The organism is Stenotrophomonas sp. YIM B06876 (assembly GCF_030711595.1).
Lineage (GTDB): Bacteria > Pseudomonadota > Gammaproteobacteria > Xanthomonadales > Xanthomonadaceae > Stenotrophomonas.
This window is the reverse complement of sequence record NZ_JAUJUJ010000033.1, coordinates 1-21,640: the sequence shown is the minus strand read 5'-3', so window position 1 is coordinate 21,640 and position 21,640 is coordinate 1. Positions and strand designations below refer to the sequence as shown.

The following is a 21,640-nucleotide window of genomic DNA, read 5'->3' as shown; positions in this document are numbered from 1 at the left end:
GCAAGGGTGGGTGACGCTTCCCATCATGCTCACATCATCTGAACAGTCTCCGGCTGGAAGCGGTTTCAGCGGTCAGTATTCATAAACCAGCAAGCCAGCCGCCGCATAGCGCGAATCCGGTCACAGCCGGCTTGCGGCTATAATCGCGCAATCCTTTTTGCCTTTTGGCCCCGTCCTCCTGTGGACCGGGGCGGGCGTGCGCTACGGAGACTTATGTCCTCGCAATACATCTACACCATGAACCGCGTCAGCAAGGTGGTCCCGCCCAAGCGGCAGATCATCAAGGACATCTCGCTGTCGTTCTTCCCCGGCGCCAAGATCGGCCTGCTCGGCCTGAACGGCTCCGGCAAGTCGACGGTATTGAAGATCATGGCCGGCGTGGATACCGACTTCGAGGGCGAAGCCCGTCCGCAGGCCGGGATCAAGGTCGGCTACCTGGCCCAGGAACCGGAGCTGGACCCGACCAAGACCGTGCGTGAATCGGTCGAGGAAGGCGTCGGCGAAGTGCTGCAGGCCCAGGCCCAGCTCGATGCGGTGTACCTGGCCTATGCCGAGGAAGGCGCCGACTTCGACAAGCTGGCCAAGGAACAGGAACGTCTGGAGGCCATTCTGGCCGCCGGTGACGCACACACCCTGGAAAACCAGCTGGACGTGGCCGCCGATGCGCTGCGCCTGCCGCCGTGGGAGGCCATCGTCGGCACCCTGTCCGGCGGTGAGAAGCGCCGGGTGGCGCTGTGCCGCCTGCTGCTGCAGAAGCCGGACATGCTGCTGCTCGATGAACCGACCAACCACCTGGACGCCGAGTCCGTGGAATGGCTGGAGCAGTTCCTGGCGCGTTACACCGGCACCGTGGTGGCGGTCACCCATGACCGCTACTTCCTGGACAACGCCGCCGAGTGGATCCTGGAACTGGACCGCGGCCGTGGCATTCCGTGGAAGGGCAACTACACCGAATGGCTGACGCAGAAGGACGAACGCCTGAGGCAGGAAGACAACCAGGAAAAGTCCCGCCAGAAGGCGATCCAGAAGGAACTGGAATGGTCACGGCAGAACGCCAAGGGCGGCCGTACCAAGGGCAAGGCGCGTCTGGCGCGGCTGGAAGAACTGCAGTCGGTCGATTACCAGAAGCGCAACGAGACCAATGAGATCTTCATCCCGCCGGGCGAGCGCCTGGGCAACGCGGTGATGGAGTTCAAGAACGTCTCCAAGAAGTTCGGCGACCGCCTGCTGTTCGACAACCTGAACTTCCTGGTGCCGGCCGGCGCCATCGTCGGCATCATCGGCCCGAACGGCGCCGGCAAGTCGACCCTGTTCAAGATGATCACCGGCCAGGAAAAGCCCGATACCGGCGAGATCGTGGTCGGCCCGACCGTCAAGCTGTCCTATGTGGACCAGAGCCGCGACGCGCTGGAAGGCAACCACAACGTGTTCCAGGAAATCGCCGGCGGGCTGGACATCCTCAACATCAACGGCATCGAGATCCAGTCGCGCGCCTACATCGGCCGCTTCAACTTCAAGGGCCAGGACCAGCAGAAACTGGTCGGCTCGCTGTCCGGTGGTGAGCGCGGCCGCCTGCACATGGCCAAGACCCTGCTGCAGGGTGGCAACGTGCTGCTGCTCGACGAACCGTCCAACGACCTGGACATCGAAACCCTGCGTGCGCTGGAAGACGCGCTGCTGGAGTTCCCGGGCAACACCTTCGTGATTTCGCATGACCGCTGGTTCCTGGATCGCATCGCGACCCACATCCTGGCGTTCGAGGGCGATTCGCACGTGGAGTTCTTCCAGGGCAACTACCGCGAGTACGAAGAAGACAAGCGCCGCCGCATGGGCGACGACGCCGCGCCGAAGCGCCTGCGCTTCAAGGCGCTGAAATAAGAAAGGAAAAACGGCCGCGCTCTGCGCGGCCGTTTGCATTTGGGTAGGTCACGACCGCTGGTCGTGACGCCGCATCGTCACGAGATTCCACCATGTCCCTCCCCGAACGCCTGTTCCAGCTGCAGCAGCACGGCAGCAACGTGCGCACCGAGCTGCTGGCCGGTTTGACCACCTTCCTGACGATGTCCTACATCGTCTTTGTCAATCCCGAGATCCTCGGTACCACCGGCATGGATCCGGGCGCCGTGTTCGTCGCCACCTGTCTGGCCGCGGCGATCGGGACGACGGTGATGGCGCTGGCGGCGAACTTCCCGGTTGGCATGGCCCCGGGCATGGGCCTGAACGCGTTCTTCGCCTTCACCGTGGTCGGCGCCAGCGGCCTGCCCTGGCAGCAGGCGCTGGCGGCGGTATTCATTTCCGGGCTGGTGTTCCTGGCGCTGTCGCTGGTGGGCGCCCGCGCCTGGCTGGTGGCCGGCATTCCGGCCTCGTTGCGCGCCGCCATCGTGGCCGGCATCGGCCTGTTCCTGGCCATCATCGCGTTGCAGAAGTCCGGGGTGATCATCGCCAACCCGGACACGCTGGTCACCCTGGGCGCGTTGAACACGCCACCGCCGCTGCTGGCGTTGGGCGGCTTTCTGCTGATCGCGGTGCTGGAAGCGCGCAAGGTACGGGGCGCGATCCTGATCGGCATCCTCGCGGTCACCGCGGCCGGATGGCTGATCGGCGACGTGAAATACCAGGGGCTGGTCTCGCTGCCGCCCAGCCTCGCCCCCACCTTCCTGCAACTGGACCTGCCCGGGCTGCTGCACCACGACGGCGGCGCGCCCGTGGCGGTGTTGCTGCAGGTGGTACTGGTGTTCGTGCTGGTGGAAGTGTTCGATGCCACCGGCACGCTGTACGGCGTGGCCGGACGCGCCGGGCTGCTCAAGCTGCCCGGCGCCGGCAGACGTTTCGGCCGCGCGTTGCTGGCCGACAGCAGCGCGATCATCGCCGGCTCGCTGCTCGGCACCAGCAGCACCACCGCCTTCGCCGAAAGCGCCTCCGGGGTGCAGGCGGGAGGTCGCACCGGCTTGACCGCGCTGGTGGTGGCCGCCCTGTTCCTGGCCGCGCTGCTGTTCTCGCCGCTGGCGGCCATGGTGCCCGGCTACGCCACCGCGCCGGCGCTGCTGTTCGTGGCCGGGCTGATGCTGCGCGAACTGGTGGACGTGGTCTGGGACGACCTGACCGAAGCCGTCCCCGCCGCGCTGTGCGCGCTGGCGATGCCGTTCACCTACTCCATCGCCAATGGCCTGGCGTTCGGCTTTATCGCCTACGCCGCGCTGAAGCTGGGCACCGGCCGCTGGCGCGAGGCGCACCCGGCGGTGTGGCTGGTGGCCGGGCTGTTCGTGCTTCGCTTCGCGGTGGAGTGAATCCACGGGCGCCGGCCCAGCGCGAATCGGTCACCCTCCAGCAGATGAAAGCCTGCACCACAATTACCAGCCATCCGCGGTAATCCAGCCTGCTGTAGCGGCGGAATACCCGCTTTTGCACCGATGCCCCGATCGGCAGCAGCGGCAGCGTGGACGCGGGGCATTGATCCAGCCGGTGACGACCGGGCCGGCAGCGTTGAAGTGAGCGGACAGGCGGAACGGCGGGCCTACTCCCCGTGCGGCAGCGGCACCGCGAACACCTGCCGCAGATAAGCCAGGTAGCCGGGGTCGTCGCACATGCTCTTGCCCGGCGAGTCGCTGAGCTTGGCCACGGGCTGGCCGTTGCAGCGGACCATCTTGATCACGATATTCAACGGGGTGGGCCCCAGATCGTTGGTCAGATGGGTACCCACTCCGAACGCGACCTGACAGCGGCCACGGAAGTAGTCGAACAGCTGCATGACCTTTTCGATGTTGAGGCCGTCGCTGAACACCAGCACCTTGCTCACCGGGTCGACGCGATTGGCGTTGAAGTGCGCCAGCATGCGATCGCCCCAGCTGAAGGGATCGCCGGAGTCGTGGCGCACGCCATCAAACAGCTTGCAGAAGTACATGTCGAAGTCGCGCAGGAACGCCTCCAGCCCGACCACGTCGGACAGCGCGATGCCCAGGTCGCCCCGGTATTCGCGCGCCCACGATTCCAGCGCCGCCACCTGCGAGTCGCGCAAGCGCGGCCCCAACGCCTGGAACGCCTGCAGGTATTCGTGGGCCATGGTGCCGTGCGGGGTCATGCCGTAAAGCCGGGCGAAATGCACGTTGCTGGTGCCGACGAACTGCGGCCCCAGCGCGTCGCGCAGCAGCGGCAGCATGCGCGCATGCCACTGCCGCGAATAGCGGCGACGGCTGCCATAGTCGGCGATGCGGCACCGCTCGAATCCGGGCGTATCGCGCAGCAACGCGGTCTTGGCCTGCAAACGGCGCTCACCTTCGGCGAAATCCGGCTCACCGGCATTGCGGAACCAGACTTCGTTGATGATCGCCAGCAACGGCACCTCGAACAGGATCGTATGCAGCCACGGTCCGGTGATCTCCAGCTCGATCTCGCCGGGCACGGTGGCCGACGGACGCAGCTGCAGGTACTTGCGGTCCAGATGGAACAGCCCGAGGAAATCGGCAAAATCCGGCTTGACGAAGCGCAGGCCGCGCAGGTAGTCCAGTTCCTGGGCAGTGAAGTGCAGGCTGCACAGATGATCGATCTCGGCCTCGATCTGGTCCAGATAGCGCGCCAGGTCGATACCCGGGGTGCGGCACTTGAAGCGGTATTGCACCTGTGCAGCCGGATGCTGATGCAGTACCGCCTGCATCATGGTGAATTTGTACAGGTCGGTGTCGAGCAGGGATTCGATGATCATGCGGGGATTATGCGCCCGCCACCCATGAGGCCCGAATCGGCCAGCCACTGCGGTCAGCGCCGCCGCAACAGCCGCGGCACCTGCAGCAGCGCGTGTGCCCAGATGGCTGCCCACACTGCCGCCCTGACCAGCGGCCTGCGCCGCGGCGCCTCGAATTTGCGGAAATAACGCCACAACCCGCGATGCTTGTGCCATTCCACGAAGAACGGCCGCGAGCGGCTGGACACCCCTCGCACGTGCAACACCTGCAACCCGTTGGCGATGGCCACCACCGCGCCGGCCTGGCGCGCACGCCGGCACAGGTCCAGGTCCTCGGCATGCAGCCGGTAGCCCGCATCCCAGCCGCCGAGCCGCTCGAACAGCGCGCGCGGCATCAGCATCAGGGCACCGGAGATCGCGTCCACCTGCTGCAGCGCTTGCGTGGGGTCGGCGACCACGCCCAGCCGCGAGCCGGCGCCGGGGGCGCGCAACATCGCCGCGAAGTCGGGATCACGACGGCGCACGGCGGCATCGAAATCGCCCTGCGCATCCACCTGTTCCACGCCAAGCAGACAGTCGCCCAGCGCACGCGCGCGTTCGCGCAGTGCCGCCAGCGTCCGGGGTTCCACCATCAGGTCCGGATTGACAAAGGCCAGCCACGGCGCATCGCTGTCGGCCGCCCCCTGATTGCAGGCGCTGGCAAAACCGGGATTGTCGGGATTGGCGATGAAGCGGACGCGTGCGTCGGCCAGCGCATGCCGTTGCATGATTTCCAGCGAGCCGTCGCTGGACGCGTTGTCCACCACCCGGATCTGTTCCACATCGGTGGCGGCCCGCAGGCGGTCAAGACATTCATCGAGCGTGCTGGCGCTCTGGTAGCTGACAACAACGACCGCAATAGCCCCACTCACCCGTCTACTCCCTGGCTGCAACCGGCTCACAGGCTTCGAACAGATCGAGCTGCGCCGCCGGCATTATCGCCTGCGAAAACAGCGCCTGCAGGTGTTCGCGCTGCTGCCGCAGCGGGTCGCGCATCAAGAACGAGGCCAGTCGTGCCGGCCACGCCGGCCAGCGGGTCGCCAGCGCGTCCATGTCGCCTTCGGCCGGATGCCCTTCCGCGCCGCGGGCCACGAACGCGGTTTCGCACAGCACATTGCGCCAGCCCAGTCCGGCCATGCGCAGGCTCAGATCGATCAGCGCGGCGTACCAGGAGCCGTAGCTGTGGCTGTCCAGCCCGCCGGCCCTGTGGCGGGCACTGCCCCGCAATGCCACCGCATGGCCCAGCGCGGAGGGCAGCTCCGGATGCAGTGGGCTCATCGCCGCACAGGCCTGGCCCAGCCGCGCGATGTCCCGCGGCGGTGGATTGATTTCCCCCGGCTGCGGCCAGGCGCTGACTTCGCCGGCATTGCTCCACGGCGTCGCGGTGGCAATGGAGGCATCGCGCGCAAGGCAATCGGCCAGGTGCGGCAACCAGCCGGGCAGCGGCAATGCATCGGGCGCCAGCACCACCACGTCGGCATCGCCACAGGCGCCCAGCATTTCGTGCAGGTGCGCCACCTCGCCAATGGCGCGTGGGCGCCGGGTGTATTCGGCCTGCAGGCGGGTGCGTGCCAGCCAGTGTTCGATCACCGCCTGGCCGCGCGGCCCGGCCTGGGCATCATCGGCCAGCCAGACCGCCGCGCCGGGCGGCGTCGCCTCTTCCAGCGCTGCCAGACAGGCATCCAGCGCGGCGTCATCCACACCGATGGGCAACAGGATGACCGGCAGCGCCATGCTCAGCGACGTGCCGGCGGCGACAGCGGCTGCAGCGCGCGGAACTTGCTGCCGTATTCGTCGGTGAGATTGCGCGCCTCCTGCGGGTTGCGCACGATGGTCGGTGTCAGCAGCACGATCACTTCGCTGCGGCGGCTGTTCTGGCTCTTGCGCCCGAACAGGCCGCCGATCACCGGCAACCGGCTCAGCCCCGGCAGTCCGGAAGAGCCGTTGCCGACGCTGTCTTCGATCAGCCCGGCCAGCATCACGGTGTCGCCGGTATTGACCGCCGCTTCGGTCTTCATGCGCCGGGTGTTGATGCGCACGTTGCCGTTGTCATCCGGCGCTCCTTCCGGCGCGCTGACCTCCTGCACGATGTCCAGGAACACCATGCCGTCGCGGGTCACCCGTGGCCGCACCTTGAGGATGGTGCCGGTTTCCAGGTACTGCACCTGCGAGTACTGGTTGTCACCAATACCGGAGATCGACACCGAATACACCGGGATCTTGCTGCCCACATTCAACGTGGCCACCGCGTTGTTGCGCACGAACAGCGACGGCGTCTGCAGCAGGCGCACATCGGTGACCTCGTCGAGCGCGGAAATGACCGCCGCCGCATTCTTGCCCAGGAAGGTCCAGCTCAGCCCGCCGGTGTTGGTGACGCTGCCGGCAATATCGCCCCAGATCGAACGCCCCAGCGCGGAAGGCAGCCCGGCGCCGCCGGCATTGGTGGCGGCGTTGACCGCGTTCTCGAAATACCAGTTCACGCCGTAGTTGAGGTCGCCGGTCAACGCCACTTCGGCCACCTGCGCTTCGATGTGCACCTGCAGCGGCATCACATCGAGTTTCTCCACCACCTCGCGGATCGAACGCCAGGCCTGCGGGGTGGAACGCACCAGCAACGTGTTGGTTTCCTCCACCGCCGACACGCCGACACGATCGCCCTCCACCTCCAGCGTGACGCTGCCATTGCCGGACTGGCGCGGCGACAGGGACAACGTGTCGCGGCTGGAACCGTCGCGGGTATCGCCGTAGCGGTTGCCGCCGGCATTGCCGTCGCCACCGGCAGCATTGTCTTCGCCGAACTCGTCGACCCGCACCGCACTGGCACCGGGCGCCAGCGACGCCGCGTTGTCACTGCGCGCGCCCGCACGGCCGCTGCCGGAACCGAACACTTCGGCCAGACGGTCGGCCAGTTCCTTGGCCTTGATGTATTTCAGTTCGTAGGAGAACAGCCGTGCGTTGCCGCCGGCACTGTCGATGCGGTCCAGCCATTGCTGGATCTGGTCCAGATAGCGCGCCTGCGGGGTGATCACCAGCACCGCGTTGGCGTTTTCCAGCGGCATGAAGCGGAACATGCCGGCGCTGGGGGTCTTGCTGTCCTGGCCGAATATTTTCTCCAGATCCGCGGCCACCTGCTCGGCACGTCCGGACTGGATCGGGAACACGCCCACCGACATCCCCGACAGCCAGTCGACGTCAAAAATATCGACCGTGCGCAGGTAGTTCTCCAGTTCGGCGCGGGTACCGCCCAGGGTGATGACATTGCGCGACCCGTCGATGCCGACGATGGCGTTGGGCCGTGCATAGGGCTCCAGCACCTTCTTCATCTCGCTGGCGGAAATGAACTGCAGCGGTACCACCCGCACTTCGAAACCACGGGCACTGGCCGCCGGCGCGGTGCTCGGCGCCACGGTGCCGGACAGCGCCTGGTCGGCCGGGACAATGTTGTAGCGGCCGCCGCTGTAGACCATGCGCGCGTTGTTCCAGCCCAGCACCATTTCCAGCAGGTTCAACGCCTGTGCCGGCGAGACCGGCCTGGGCGTGGCCAACGTCACCGTGCCCTGCACACCGGGGGCGATGACGTAGTTCTGCCCGAGCATGTCGCCCAGGATCGCCTTGGTGACCGCATGCACCGATTCGCCTTCGAAATTGAAGGTGGCGGTGCCGTTGCCGGCCGCGCCCAGCGACGGCGCCGGCGCCGCGGCGGCACTGCGGTTGATCACCGTGCCATTGCCCCGCCGGATCACCGCACGCGGCCTGCTGTCATCGAGCACTGGCGGTTCCTCCGCACCCAGCGCGGAGGTGCGCGTGGCGGCGCCGCCGGTTGTCGATGCCGGCGCGCCCACGTGGCGGCGGATGTCGGCACTCGGCGCACTGGCACACCCGGCCAGCACGCCGATCAGCAGGGAAACAGCAACAAGGCGATGCGTCATGCGTTCACTCTACGGGTTCTGGCCGGGGGGACTGCCGTTCGGGGTCTGTTGCAATTGTCTGCGTCGCACCTGGATCCGCTCGCGGATCGTCTGCAGCTGCGCCGGTGAGGGCGTCTCTGCCGCCTGGCCGCCTGCCGGCGCAGCAGGGGCCACCCCAGAGGCGGGGGGGACTGCGACCCCGGGGGGCGTTGCAGCGCCACTGTCGTGCGAAGGCGCCGCAGCGGGCACGGCCGCCGACGGGCCGCCATGGAGCTCTGTCGGTGCTTGCCCGCCCTGGCCATCGAATACCTGCAACTCCAGCGTCTGGGTGCCGCCGGGACCGCTGAGCGTGGCGCTGCGCGGCTGCAAAGCCAGCAGCTGCCAGCCGGCGACTGGTGCGGCGCCCAGACGCAGCCGGATCGACTGCCCCTGCCCGGTGGTCAGCGTCGCCATTTCCAGCCCGGGCACCATCAGCACACCGCTCAACCGCAGCCCGCCGGCATTGTCCTGGCCGGCGCTGCCGAGAAAGAACGGGTGCGGTCGCCGGTCATCGGCAAACAACGGCCGCGCCACGATGTCGGAATAGTCGGCATGGCCCTGCAACGGTTCGGGCTGCAATGGTGGCAACGCCGGAAGAGCCGGCGCCGTCACCTGCGCGCCGGGCGGGGGCGCAAGCCGGCTGCCGAGCCCGGCCAAACTCGCCACCCACAGTGCCAGCGCCCACAGCGCGCAGCCGGCCAGCCACCAGGTGCGCAGGTTTGCGGCTTCAGTCCGCATCATTCCCCTCCGTCGCCGTAGCCTGGGCGATACCCGGCGGCAGATAGCCGGCCAGCTCGAACGCCACGTCCAGGCCATTGCCGCTTTCGCCGGGCGAGAGCGGGAACCGCTGGGCCAGCATGCTGAGATTGTCGACAAACAGGCGCGGACTGCCACTTTCCAGTGCATACAGCAGGCGGGCCAGCTCGGCCGTCCCACAGCGCAGCCTGACCTGCACCGCAACCCGTACAAACCGCCCGCTGTGGTCGGCCGGCAATGGCGAACGGTTGCTGATGGCGCAGCTGCGATTAGCCGGACTGGCCGATTCCACCGCCTGTTCCAGCCGCTGTATCAGCGCCGATGCAGCCAGTTCGACCGACCCCTGTGGCAGAAAACCCGGGCGCGCGGCCAGTGCCTGCCGGGCCTGCTGCAGCCGCAGCGACACCTGCGGTGCCTGTTGCAGCTGGATCTGTATGCGCTGCTCGCGCTCACGCAGCGCGCCCACCTCCGCATCCACCGCGCGCATCGGCTGCGTCCACAGCGGATGCACCAGCAGCAGATAGACCAGTGCCCCCGCTGCCAACAGCAGCAGCAGCGCCAGCCAGCGGTCACGGCGACGGAGTGGCGGTGCCATCGGCGGTCTCCGGGGTCGGGGGGATGACAGGCTGCAATTCGGCGGTCAGCGTGAAACGGTCACGGCGCTGGCCCTCATCGGCCTGCAGCACGCCGGTGAGGGCCGGAGTCTTCCACAACGGCGAGCCTTCCAGCCGGGACACCAGCGAAGACGCACTGGTGCTCAGGCCGATCAGCTGCATCTGCCCGCCTTCCAGTGAGAATTTTTCCAGCCAGGTGCCATCGGGCAGCCGCCGGCTGAGTTCATCCAGCACCGCCACCGCCGGCGGCCGCGCGGCGCGTTGCTGGTCGAAGAACCGGGCGCCGTCGACCAGATCCTGCAGTTGTTGCCGCTGCGCCGCCACCGCCCGCGCCCGTGGCGCGGTGGCTGCGATTTTGCCGCGCAGTGCCTGGGCAGCGGCGCGGCGGTTGTCGAGCAGCTGCCAGGCAGCGGCCACCAGCATCACCAGCGCAATGACGGCCAGCAGCCGGTTCCAGCGCCGCCACGGATCTGGCCGCTGCCGGCGCCGCTCCGGCGGCAACAGGTTCACCCCCAGCGGCCGGCCGTCGGCATCGGCGACATCCACGCCTTCCAGCATCGTTTCCCAGCCCGCAGCGACCGGCAACTGCGACGCCAGCTGTTGCAGCGGCACCACCACCAGTTCCACTTCCAGCTGGCCATCGGCCCGGCGTGAGCACACGCGGCTGTCGAAATACACCTGCGCGGCGGTGAACGGGGTTTGCCGGTCGATCTCGAACCGCAACACATCGTGCAGCCGCCGCTCGGCCGCCGCAGGCAGCCACAGCGTGCGGCGCAACACGCAGGTGGCCGGCAACAGCCAATGCCGCGGCAACGCGGTCAGCGGCGCAGGGATCAGCGGGTGGAGCGCCTGCGCGGTATCCGGCAACGGCACATCGGCCACGACATCGCAGCACTCGGCCGTGCTGCGCACCAGGCGCAACCGACCGGCGTGCGACGCAAGCAGCAGGCGTGCGCTCGACCAGCCCAGCAACGCCTGCCAGCGCAGCGGCAACCACGCCAACAGCGAACGCTTCCACCACGACAGCAAGCCGCCGACACCGGGCACCTGTGCTCCCATCCGCTGCAGACTGTCGCGCAACCCCGTCATCTCGATACCGTCCCCTGTTCCCAACGCACTACCGTATAGGCCGCCCCGGGTACGCCCGAAGATCCGCCGCGCACCACCGCCTGCAACACGGCCTGGCGTGCTCCCCGCAGCTGCACGCGGCTGTCGATACTATAAGTGCCACTGCCGGGCGCAGGGGCCGAGGCCCGGTCACCATCGCCGCCGGTCATCGCCGCGGCCTCACGCTGGGCCAGCAGCAGCGCCGCGTCCAGTCCCATCGCGGTCAACACCGGCGCCGGAGCAAAGCGCGGATCGGGGCGTGCCCCGCCGAAAACGGTGACCAGCGGAGCCAGCTGCGCATACAGCGCCGCATCCATGCCCAGCAGCCGCTGCAGTTCGGCGTGACTTTCAAACGGCAGGTTCTTGGCCCCGTAGGGCAGGCCGGCGGCGGCATAGTCGGCACTTTCCGCGCCGCCCACCGGCTGGCGCAGCTCGTCGCGGTCACGCCAGTCGACGATGGCGCCGGCCAACTGCCGCGCCCGTGCCGGGTCGCTGCCCACCGCCTGCAGCAAGCCCTCCAGCAGCGCCGCATCAGCCAGGTTGAGATCCACTTTGCCGGCCTCGTCGACGATGCGCAGGTCCACCTGCCTGCCGTCGAACCGCCAGCGGTAACGGCGCCCGTCGGGCTGCCACGGCGGTTGCCCGCCAGCGCCCTGCAACCGCGACAGCGCATATTCCACGCCCGCGCGGGCCTGTTCCTGCGCTGCGGCCGTCTCGCCCAGCATCCGCCCCTGCAGATGTTCCACCTTGGCCGTCAGCGCAAATGCGCCGACCACCGCCGTCAACAACACCACCAGCCACAGCACCAGCACCAGCGCCGCGCCGTCACAGCGCCTCACAAGCCACTTCCGGCGGGTCGGTACTGCGGCAATGCGACCACCAGCGGTGGCCATGGCCGGCCGTGGGCCGGTTCCACCTCGATCGACACCAGCACCGGCAGACGCCCGGGGGTGTTCCAGCGGGGCTGCCAGTCGCCCAACGCACCGGTCTGCGGATCCACCCCGCGATAGCGGAAGCGCACCGAGCGCAGCGCCTCCGCCAAGGCTTCGGGCGCGCGCGGCGGCTGTTCCGCGAGCAACCGGCCATCCTGGACCAGCGTCATCGCCAGCTCCAGCCGCCGCGCCTGGCCGGTGCCGGCAATCCCCAGATCATGCAGATAGGGCCCCCCGCGCCCCAGGTAGGCGGGCAGGTCGGCAACGAACCGCAGCCGCTGTTCCTCGCCGATGAACACGTCGCGCTGACCGGTTTGCGCATCGACCGCCATCGCCATCGCCACCGGCAGCGCCGCGGCCAGACGCCGGCGCAGCAGCCCTTCCACCGCCCGGACCTGCTCGGCGTGGCTGGCCATCGCTTCGCCGCGGGCGGTGATCGCCATGGCCGACCTGACCGCGGCAAACGCCACCGCCAGTCCGCCCGCCAGCAGTACCGTGGCCAGCAGCACCTCGATCAAGGTGAATCCCGCGGCGGCGCGGCGTGGCACGGCGATCACGGCGCCGGCTCCAGGGTGGCCGGTGGCAGCCGCCGCAAACTGCGCCACTGCAGCTGCGGCGTTGCCTTGTCGCCCCAGCGCACCTGCAAGGTGAGATGCATCAGCGCCGGGGGCGCCGTCGTTGGCGCACGCGGTTCGCTGAAAGGCGCCAGCTCCAGCCGCCACCGGTAACGCCCCTGTTCCCACTGGCCTTCGTGCTGCCCGGCCTGCAGTGGCTGATCAACACCCACCTGCGCCAGCAACGACTGCGCATGCAACGCCGCGCGGCTGTAGTCATCGGCCTGGCGCACCTGCCGCGCGGCACCGGACAGGCTGCCCAGCAGCAGGGTCAACGCCACGGCCAGCAACGCGAACGCCACGATCACCTCGATCAGGGAAAAGCCGCGCTGACGTTTCATTGTCTTGTCCGGCCGTGCACGCGCCCGGCCTTGACCTGGCCGGTGATCCAGCCCACCTCGATCCGCCATTCCCCCGCGCCGGCCCGCAGGTCGATACGACCGCCGGTGGATGCCCCATCTTCGAAGAAGCCGATCGCGCCGACGCCGGCCTGCGGCTGTACTTCGCGGGCGCCGGTGAAACTGACCGCCAGGCTGGCGGGAAGCTCGCCATGACGACCGTTGGCGCCCTGCCAACGGTGGGTGCGCGGATCAACGGTGAAGCGCTGCGGCACGCCGGTGGCGATGGCCTGGGTGCGGGTATAGCGCAACTGCGCCGCCAGTTGCCTGGCCTGCGAGCGCAAGCGCATGCCCTCCATGCCGCCGCCCATCGCCATCGCCGTCAGCAACCCGGTCAGCGCGATCAGGGCCATCACCAGCATCATCTCCAGCAATGACACGCCGGCCACGCGCCGCCGCGGTCGCGCCCGAGCACCACACAGGAGGGGTTGCACACAGGGGCCTGGCCGGCTCGACATGCCCGTTACTCGTAACGGATGTCCGCGTTGTAACTGGTGCCGCCGGGCTGCCCGTCCTTGCCCAGACTGATCAGGTCAAACGGCTGGCCTTCACCGGGCGCCCGGTATTCAATCGCGTGCCCCCACGGGTCGTTGAATTCGGCCGGTTTGGCATAAGGCCCCAACCAGCCGCCGACGCCACCCGGCGGGCTGACCAGGTCGTCCAGCTTGGCCGGCAATCGCCCGGTATCGAGCTGGTAGTTTTCCACCTTGTCGGCCAGCATCTGGATCTGCGACTTGGCCAGATTGGCCTTGCCACGATCCGCACCGCCCAGCACGCGACTGGCCACCAGCGTCAGCACCGCGCCGATCAACACGATCACGATGATGATTTCCAGCAGGCTCATGCCGCCCTGGCGGGAACGCGGGGAACACCGGGACAGCGATTGCAGATGTGGATTCATTGGGTTCTTCCGGAAGGGAAACATGCGCTGTCGGCGTCAACCGATGGCGTTGGTGAGGTCGTACAGCGGCACCAGCACCGCGACGATGACCATGCCGACCACCGAGGCCAGCAGCAGGGTGATCACCGGCACCAATGCCGCCAGCAGGCGGTCGATGGTGCGCGCGCTGTCCTGGTCGAAGGTGTCGGCGGTCTTGAGCAGCATCACCTCCAGGGCGCCGGATTCCTCGCCGACCTGGATCATCTGCAATGCCAGCCGTGGAAAGCGCTGACTGCGCCCCAGTGATGCGGAAAGTCCGTGTCCGTTTTTCACCTCCTCGGCGGCCGCCTCGACCGCAGCGGCCAGTGCCCGGTTGCCCAGCACATTGCGGGCGATTCCCAGCGCACCCAACAGGGGCACGCCATTGCGCAGCAAGGTGCCCAGGGTGCGGGCCAGCCGGGCGGTTTCCAGTTTCGCCACCAGCACCCCGACCAGCGGGCGCCGCAACAGCCAGCCGTCGAAGCCCAGGCGGAACACCGGATCGCGACGTTTGCGCTCGGCCCACAGCAGCAGCACCGCCGGTACCGCCAGCACCACGAACCAGCCCTCACGCACCAGCAGTCCGGTACCCAGCACCAGGCGCGTGAACCACGGCAGGGTCACGTCCAGGCTCTCATACATCAGCGCGAACTGCGGCACCACGTAGCCGAGCAGGAACAGCAGCGCCAGCCCGACCACCAACAACAGGATCGCCGGATACACCAGTGCGTTGACCACACGCCCCTTCAGCTCACGGCTGCGCTGCAGATAGTCGCCCAGCCGCTGCAACGTTTCATGCAGGCTGCCCCCGGCCTCACCGGCGCGGACCATGTTCACATACAGCCTTGAAAAGCGGCCGTGCTGCCGCTCCAGCGCCTGCGACAACGGCATGCCTGCGCGCACGAGATCGCGGATGTCGGCGATCATCCGCCGCGACGTGTCGTCGTCCGGCAGTTCCAGCAGGATCGACAGTGCCCGATCCAGCGGTTGGCCGGCACCGAGCAGCGTCGCCAGTTGCTGGGTGAACTGCACCAGCGCCGCCTCGTCGAACGCCCGGCGCCGGAACAGCAGCCTCAGCGCCCCGCGATCAAGCCCCACATCACTGGCCAGTCGCGCCTCTACCGGCAGATGCCCCTGCTGCTGCAGGCGGCTGACCACATCGGCGTCAGTGGCGGCCTCCATCTGTCCGTCCAGCAGCTCGCCGTGCGGGTCGAGCGCCCGGTAGCGATAGAGCGGCATCAGCGCCTGCGCTCCGCCGCCGCGGCGGCACGGATGCACACAGCGGCCCTCGCCGGTTCCATGGCGATGCCGGCCGCATCGTTCCTGCCAATGGGGTGTGATGCAGATCGCGCGACGCGATGACGGTATTCCAGCAGCGGCCTCATGCGTCCTCCGTCACCCGCAACACCTCTTCCAGGGTGGTCTCGCCCCGCAAGGCCTTGTCCAGCCCGTCCTCGTACATGGTGCGCATGCCGGCCGCGCGCGCGATCTGTTCGATCTCGCCCATTCCGGCGCGCCGCATCACCGCGCTACGCAGCGNCATGCCGGCCGCGCGCGCGATCTGTTCGATCTCGCCCATTCCGGCGCGCCGCATCACCGCGCTACGCAGCGCATCGTCCATCAGCAGGAACTCCATGATCGTGGTGCGTCCCAGGTAACCGGTTGGCGCGATCTGCGAGGGTTGCGGGCGATACAGGAAGATCTCACCTTCCGGCTGCAGCCGGCGCAGCCCGAATTTTTCGATTTCTTCAGGTGACGCCGGGTAACGCTGCGCATGCAGCGGCTCCAGCCGGCGCACCAGACGCTGGGCCAGGATGCCGTTGATGGTGGAGGTCAGCAGATAGTCCTCCACCCCCATGTCGAGCAGGCGGGTGATGCCGCCGGCGGCGTTGTTGGTGTGCAGCGTGGACAGCACCAGATGGCCGGTGAGCGCGGACTGGATGGCGATGCGCGCGGTTTCCAGATCGCGCATTTCACCGATCATGATGATATCCGGATCCTGGCGCACGATGCTGCGCAGCGCGTTGGCAAAATCCAGGCCGATCTGCGGTTTGGCCTGGATCTGGTTGATGCCCTCGATCTGGTATTCGACCGGGTCCTCGACGGTGATGATCTTGACGTCGGCGCGGTTGAGCTGGCTCAACGCGGTATACAGCGTGGTGGTCTTGCCCGAGCCGGTAGGACCGGTCACCAGCACGATGCCATGCGGCTGTTCCAGCACCTTGCGGAACTGCGGCAGGAACGCATCGGTGAAGCCGAGCTTGTGGAAATCCAGCACTACCGTGCCGCGGTCGAGCAGGCGCATCACCACGCTTTCGCCATGTGCGGTGGGCATGGTACTCACGCGCAGGTCCAGCTCCTTGCCCTGCACCCGCAGCATGATCCGGCCATCCTGCGGCAGCCGGCGTTCGGCGATGTTGAGCTTGGCCATGATCTTGACGCGGCTGATCACCGCGGCCGTCAGATTGGACGGCGGGCCCTCGCCTTCCACCAGCACGCCGTCGACGCGGTAGCGCAGTTTCAGTCGATTCTCGAACGGCTCGATATGGATGTCCGAGGCGCGCAACTCGACCGCGCGCTGGATCAGCAGATTGACCAGGCGGATCACCGGCGCTTCGGAGGCCAGATCACGCAGGTGCTCGATGTCCTCCATCGCCGCAATGTCCCCTTCGGCATTTTCGGCGATGGCGCCCATCGCGCTGCGGCCCTGCCCGTACCAGCGTTCAATCAGCTCGCCGATCTCCGAGCGCAGCCCAACCGCCGGGGTAATTTCGCAGCCGGTGGCCAGGCGCACCGCATCGACGGTGTAGCGGTCATAGGGATCGGCCATCCACAGCAACAGCCGGCCTTGTTGCTCCCGCAGCGGGATCACATGGAACTGCTGCAGAAAACGCAACGGCAGTGGCGCCGCGCCTTCCACCAGTTCAGGCGGCGATGCCGGCAGTTCCCTGCCCGCCAGCACGTTCAATCCCAGCACCTGCGCACAGGCGTCGGCATGATCGCGCTCGGACACCAGCCCCAGCCGCGCCAGCAATGCCAGCAGGCTGCCACCGGACTCGCGTTGCAGATGGCGCGCACGCGCCAGGTCCGCCTCCTTCAGGCGCCCGTGTGCCAGCAGTGCATCGACGATGCGATGCTCCAGGTCGGTCGTGGCGATGGTGTGGTGGGCAACCGCGTTCACGCACCCCTCCTGTTGTCCGTGCCGAACTTTAGCAGTTCGCCGGCGCCGGCCGCGCGCCTTTCCCGGGATAAAAAGAACCCCGACCGGAGCCGGGGTTCGGTAGTGCACGGGCGCCGGTTACTGGCGGGCAACCAGGGTAACGCCGCTGTAGCTGGCTGCACCTACCAGTTTGACGAAGTAGGTGCCGGCGGCAGGTGCGGTGAAGCGCACCGTTTCGCTGTTGCCGGCCCGTGTCGATTTGGCGGCAAAGCTGCTGCTGGTCGGCTCCGAACCCACGCCCACATACAGCGATACATCGCCGCTGCCACCGTAGGTCATGAAGGTCAGCACCGCCCCGGCCTTGGCCTCGAAGCTGTACAGCGCCTCACTTCCCGCCGCGCCCGCCAACCCGCTGACCTCCACCTTGTTGGTCAACGGAATCGCGACGGGGCCACACTGGTCCACCGCCGGATCGCACGGCACTTCCGTGGCCTTGGTCAGCGCCGCGTTGATATTGAGGATGCCTGCGCCCATCGGCGTATTGGCCGGGATGGCAATCGGGAACGGACGCGCGGTCTGCTTGAGCAGATCACGCATCTGGGTCCAGGTGAGCGGGGTACCGACCACGCTCTGGACCATCGCCACCGCGGCGGCCACATGCGGAGAGGCCATCGAGGTGCCCCCCATTCCACCGAGCACCCACTCAGCGGTCGGGCTTTGCGTTCCCTTGTTGATCACCTGCCAGATATAGCCGTTGGGATTGCCGTCAGCCGCGCCCCCACCGCCCGGTGCGGACAGGTCTACACGGGCGCCCCAGTTGGAGTAGTACGCCTTGGCACCGGTGATGCCGGTGGCGCCAACGCTGATCACGCCATTGCACGAGGACATGGTGTAACTGCCTGCGTTGCCGTTGTCGTTGCCTGCGGCCACCACCACGATGGTGCCCAGGCTGTTGGCCTGGTCGATCGCCGCCTGGTAGATCGCCGGACACGATGCCGGCCCCTGGCTGCCCAGACTCATGTTGATCACTTCTGCCGGGTTCTGGTTGACCGGCAGGCCCGGTACCGTGCCACCCGCGGCCCAGATGATGCCGTCGGAAATATCACTGCCGTAGCCACCGCACGAGCCCAGCACCCGCACCGGCATCACTTTGGCGTTGTAGGCCAGCCCCGCCAGCGCCTTGCCGTTGTTGGTTTCCTGCGCGATCGTGCCCGACACATGACTGCCATGCCAGGAACTTGTATCGGCCGGGTGCGGGCCGCCGCCGAGGGCGACGCAGTAATCCTTCTCGATCCAGTCACCCAGATCCCAGCCACCGGCCACGCGCCCGTCAGTGGCGCGCCGGGAAACCCGCTTGTCGCTGATCATGTCGTAGCCGGGAATGACATTGGCCGCCAGATCCAGATGGTTCTGCACGATCCCGGTATCCAGCACCGCCACCACCACCCCCTGCCCGGTGGACTGCTCCCAGGCTTCAGGCGCGCGTACCCCACCGGTGGCATTGCTGAAATTCCACTGGTACTGCGCGTAGTTGGGATCATTGGGAACGAATGCCGGTGTCGCCGTCTGCAGACGCTGGTACATCTGGTCGATCTCGACGCTCTCCACTGCCGGGTTGGCGGCCAGCTCACGCATGAAATCAAGCGCTTCGCGCCCGTCCAGACGCCGCGAAGTGGTGACCACGTTCCATCCGGGCGATGCCATCCGCCGCAGCAACGTCGCGCTGACCGCTTCGCGGGTGGCCAACTTTCCGGTGCTGCCGCCACTGCTGCCGGCAAGGGCAGTCCGACTCACCGCCGCCGCCAGCTCACGGTTCACCGTGGCGGTGTCGCGCAGTTCGGTCGCGCCGGCCCGGTACTTGACCAGGAAGCGATAGCCCCCCGATGCCGGACTGCTGCCGGCATCGATCATCCGCGGCTTGGCCGGCGCAATGTCGGCGGCCGACGCGGCGGGAACCCCGATCGAGGCCATCAACACCACACTTGCTACTGCCACGCCAAGCTTGGTCTTCTTATTCATATCGGATCTCTCGTCGTTCGTGGAACACGGGATGGAACGGTTGCTGCTTTACGCTGCCGTCCTGGCCCAGCAAGCGGCCCCCTCCCACTGCATAGCCAGCAGCGGACGGCAGCGAAACGGCATGCCTCCGCCGCAGCGGACGGAGGCATTGCACCTGCGGGTCGTTACCAGCCGAAGCCGGCGCCGATACCCACCGAACTGTCATCACTGCTGAACGCACCGCCCAGCGTCACCGTGGCACGGTCGCTGATGGCCCGCTGATAGCCGACCGACAACGCCGACTCGCCACTCTGGAAGCCGATACCGACGCCGACCCGGTTCTGGGTGCGCACGCCCGCCGCACTGGTGGCCATGTTCAACATCGCCGCGTTCATCGCCCCTTGCCGGTCGATACGGCGATCGGTGCGACGCAGGCGGTCATCGATCTCGCCCTTGTACATGTTGAAGCTGTCGGACATGGCACCGAAGCGGTTGTCGGTATAGGCATTGGCCCCGGCGATGCCACTGTCGAGCTGGCCCTTGTTGACCGCATCGGTGGCCTGGGTGCCGGCAGCGACATTGGTCACCTGGCGCTGGCTGCCGGCGCTGCCGACCGAGACCGTATTGGCCCGGTCCGCCACCGAACCCTGGCCCAATGCCACTGCACCTTGTGCGGTGACACTGGCGCCCTGGCCCAGCGCCGTTCCCGAGGCTGCCGTCACACTGGCCCCTTCACCGGCCGCCAGCGCATTGGTCGCCGCCGCGCTGATGGTGGTGTTGGCACCCAACGCGGTACTGCCATCGGCGTTGACCCGCGCATTGCTGCCGATGGCGGTGTCGTTGGGCCCATGTGCATAGCTGTTGTCACCGATCGCACTGCCGGTGAGGTCATTGGCCTGGGCCTGGTTGCCGAGCACCGGCCGGCCCCCCGGAGTTGCCGTGACGGGTGACGGGGGTGCGGTTTCCGCCGGCCCGGGAGCTTCCCGCACAGGCGCCTCGACTCCGGCCACGCGGGTATTGAGCGCGGTGACCTGCTGGTCCAGCGCGTTCAACGCCGATCCCACATTGCCGTAGCTGCTGCCCTGGATGACATACGTGGGAGCCACGAACATTCCCTGCATCCCCACTGCCGCACCGCCGCCCAGGAAGGTGGCCATGTTGGTCAGTGACTGGAACAGCTGGCCACCATTGACCGCCTGCATGCTGCCCATCCCGATGGCACCGGCAGCCACGTTGTCCAAGCGGGTTCCGTCGATACCCGCCAAGCTGATCGCCTCACGGCTGCTGTTGTCGTAGGTGACCGCGTTGGCGGCCACCCCTTCGACCGAACCGATGCGCCCGTCAATGTCGTTGACCCGGGTTTCCACCGCACCGACGCGCTGGTTGGTGACGTTGAGCTGGCTGCCATTGACCGCATCGGTGCTGCCTTCGGCCACGCGGCCGGCGGCGAGATTGACGATGCGGCGGGTGGCCGGACCATCCGTGCCGTTGCCACCGCCGACCGACACTACATTGGCTTCGGTGGCGCGCGATCCCGAACCCAGAGCAACCGAATTGGCAGCGGAGACGCCGGCATTGGCGCCGATGGCGATGCTGTTGGCGCCGTTGTTGGCAAACGCGCCGTAGCCGATGGCCACGCCGTTGGTTGCGCTGGTCGAGGTCTGCCGCCCCAGTGCGGTGCTGTTGCTGCCGCGGGCGGAACTGTCCGCGCCGATCGCGGTGGCGCCGGTGGCATTAGCGGTGCTGGCCGTGCCCAGTGCGGTGCTGCGATTGCCACTGGAAGTGGCACCCGACCCCGCCGCGACGCTGTCGGTACCGCTGGCCGTGGCCACGCCGCTGCCGCTGGCCTTGAAGTACTGGCTGGTGGTGCTGGCCGATTGCGCCACCGCATCGAGCTGCGATTTGTTGACCGCATCGGTGCCCTCGGTACCGGCAGCGACGTTGGTGATCTGGCGTTCGCTGCCGACATCGCCCACCGACACGCTGTTGGCCCGGCTGGCCACCGAATTTGCGCCCAGCGCCACCGAGTTGACCTCCCCTGCCACCGCATTGGTGCCGATGGCCGTGGTCTGCTGGTCGAACGCCCACGCACCGGCACCGACCGCCGTGGCGTCATCACCGAATGCCCAGCTGCCAGATCCGATCGCCACCGCGTTGCTGGCGCCAATACCGAAGTAACCGAAGCCGGTCTCGGCCCCGTCGCCAATCGCCAGACTGCCTTCACCCAATGCCGAAGCATTGCGACCGACCGCCACGTTGCCGTTCTCGTACGCTGCCGCATTGAAACCGATGGCGGTGGTTCCCGCTCCATCGGCCAGGCTCTGCGAGCCCATTGCCGTGCTGTAGTTCCCGGTGGCATTGGCCACCGCACCGAACGCCGAGGACTGGTCACCGCCCGCGTAGGCACCCACGCCGGTGGCCGTGGCGGCAAAACCGTCGGCGCTGGCACTGGCACCCAGCGCGGTTCCGCCAATCCCG

The 21,640-nt window shown here is 67.7% G+C and carries 18 protein-coding genes; 2 read left to right on the top strand and 16 right to left on the bottom strand.

The window, feature by feature from the left end:
• The first annotated feature begins 213 nt into the window (after positions 1 to 213).
• Positions 214 to 1,878: an energy-dependent translational throttle protein EttA gene (gene ettA, locus QZH66_RS12195; RefSeq protein ID WP_305806213.1), complete on the top strand. Its 1,665-nt coding sequence runs from the start codon at positions 214 to 216 to the stop codon at positions 1,876 to 1,878.
• 92 nt (positions 1,879 to 1,970) lie between these two features.
• Complete coding sequence (locus tag QZH66_RS12190; RefSeq protein WP_305806212.1) at positions 1,971 to 3,287, top strand: NCS2 family permease; 1,317 nt, start codon at positions 1,971 to 1,973, stop codon at positions 3,285 to 3,287.
• Between the two features lie 227 nt (positions 3,288 to 3,514).
• On the opposite strand, the gene pncB is transcribed toward QZH66_RS12190, so the two are convergent.
• From pncB to QZH66_RS12110, 16 genes are all read right to left on the bottom strand, one after another.
• Positions 3,515 to 4,699, bottom strand: a complete 1,185-nt coding sequence (gene pncB / locus QZH66_RS12185) for a nicotinate phosphoribosyltransferase (protein WP_305806211.1) — start codon at positions 4,697 to 4,699, stop codon at positions 3,515 to 3,517.
• A 53-nt stretch (positions 4,700 to 4,752) separates the two neighbouring features.
• Positions 4,753 to 5,589 carry a glycosyltransferase family 2 protein gene (locus tag QZH66_RS12180; RefSeq protein ID WP_305806210.1) on the bottom strand — a complete coding sequence of 279 codons (837 nt, stop codon included), beginning with the start codon at positions 5,587 to 5,589 and terminating at the stop codon, positions 4,753 to 4,755.
• A 4-nt stretch (positions 5,590 to 5,593) separates the two neighbouring features.
• Positions 5,594 to 6,457 carry a glycosyltransferase gene (locus QZH66_RS12175; protein WP_305806226.1) on the bottom strand — a complete coding sequence of 288 codons (864 nt, stop codon included), beginning with the start codon at positions 6,455 to 6,457 and terminating at the stop codon, positions 5,594 to 5,596.
• Positions 6,454 to 8,646 (bottom strand): type II secretion system secretin GspD, encoded by a 2,193-nt coding sequence (gene gspD, locus QZH66_RS12170; RefSeq protein ID WP_305806209.1) that lies wholly within the window; start codon positions 8,644 to 8,646, stop codon positions 6,454 to 6,456. Before gspD ends, QZH66_RS12175 begins: the two co-directional genes overlap by 4 nt.
• A 9-nt stretch (positions 8,647 to 8,655) precedes the next feature.
• The gene (locus QZH66_RS12165; protein WP_305806208.1) at positions 8,656 to 9,402 is read right to left on the bottom strand and encodes a hypothetical protein; all 747 of its coding nucleotides are present in this window, start codon (positions 9,400 to 9,402) and stop codon (positions 8,656 to 8,658) included.
• The gene (gene gspM / locus QZH66_RS12160) at positions 9,392 to 10,015 is read right to left on the bottom strand and encodes a type II secretion system protein GspM (protein WP_305806207.1); all 624 of its coding nucleotides are present in this window, start codon (positions 10,013 to 10,015) and stop codon (positions 9,392 to 9,394) included. Before gspM ends, QZH66_RS12165 begins: the two co-directional genes overlap by 11 nt.
• Complete coding sequence (locus QZH66_RS12155; RefSeq protein ID WP_305806206.1) at positions 9,990 to 11,123, bottom strand: PilN domain-containing protein; 1,134 nt, start codon at positions 11,121 to 11,123, stop codon at positions 9,990 to 9,992. The genes gspM and QZH66_RS12155 overlap by 26 nt, the downstream gene beginning before the upstream one ends.
• Positions 11,120 to 11,980, bottom strand: a complete 861-nt coding sequence (locus QZH66_RS12150) for a type II secretion system protein GspK (RefSeq protein WP_305806205.1) — start codon at positions 11,978 to 11,980, stop codon at positions 11,120 to 11,122. Before QZH66_RS12150 ends, QZH66_RS12155 begins: the two co-directional genes overlap by 4 nt.
• Complete coding sequence (locus tag QZH66_RS12145) at positions 11,977 to 12,621, bottom strand: prepilin-type N-terminal cleavage/methylation domain-containing protein (RefSeq protein ID WP_305806225.1); 645 nt, start codon at positions 12,619 to 12,621, stop codon at positions 11,977 to 11,979. The genes QZH66_RS12150 and QZH66_RS12145 overlap by 4 nt, the downstream gene beginning before the upstream one ends.
• A gap of 5 nt (positions 12,622 to 12,626) precedes the next feature.
• A complete protein-coding gene (locus tag QZH66_RS12140) occupies positions 12,627 to 13,028 on the bottom strand; it encodes a prepilin-type N-terminal cleavage/methylation domain-containing protein (protein WP_305806204.1) in 402 nt (133 codons plus the stop codon).
• Positions 13,025 to 13,450, bottom strand: coding sequence for a GspH/FimT family pseudopilin (locus QZH66_RS12135; RefSeq protein ID WP_305806224.1), 426 nt, complete (start codon positions 13,448 to 13,450; stop codon positions 13,025 to 13,027). Before QZH66_RS12135 ends, QZH66_RS12140 begins: the two co-directional genes overlap by 4 nt.
• Before the next feature lie 98 nt (positions 13,451 to 13,548).
• Positions 13,549 to 13,986 (bottom strand): type II secretion system major pseudopilin GspG, encoded by a 438-nt coding sequence (gene gspG, locus QZH66_RS12130; RefSeq protein ID WP_305806203.1) that lies wholly within the window; start codon positions 13,984 to 13,986, stop codon positions 13,549 to 13,551.
• A 36-nt stretch (positions 13,987 to 14,022) separates the two neighbouring features.
• Entirely contained in the window at positions 14,023 to 15,243 is a 1,221-nt protein-coding gene (locus QZH66_RS12125; RefSeq protein ID WP_305806202.1) for a type II secretion system F family protein, read from the bottom strand.
• Positions 15,244 to 15,385: 142 nt separating this feature from the next.
• Complete coding sequence (gene gspE / locus QZH66_RS12120) at positions 15,386 to 17,185, bottom strand: type II secretion system ATPase GspE (RefSeq protein ID WP_305806201.1); 1,800 nt, start codon at positions 17,183 to 17,185, stop codon at positions 15,386 to 15,388.
• A gap of 117 nt (positions 17,186 to 17,302) precedes the next feature.
• On the bottom strand, positions 17,303 to 19,183 hold the full coding sequence (locus tag QZH66_RS12115) for a S8 family peptidase (RefSeq protein ID WP_305806200.1): 1,881 nt from the start codon (positions 19,181 to 19,183) through the stop codon (positions 17,303 to 17,305).
• 164 nt (positions 19,184 to 19,347) lie between these two features.
• Positions 19,348 to 21,640: YadA-like family protein (locus QZH66_RS12110; protein WP_305806199.1), on the bottom strand; the 2,293-nt coding region annotated here is incomplete at its 5' end.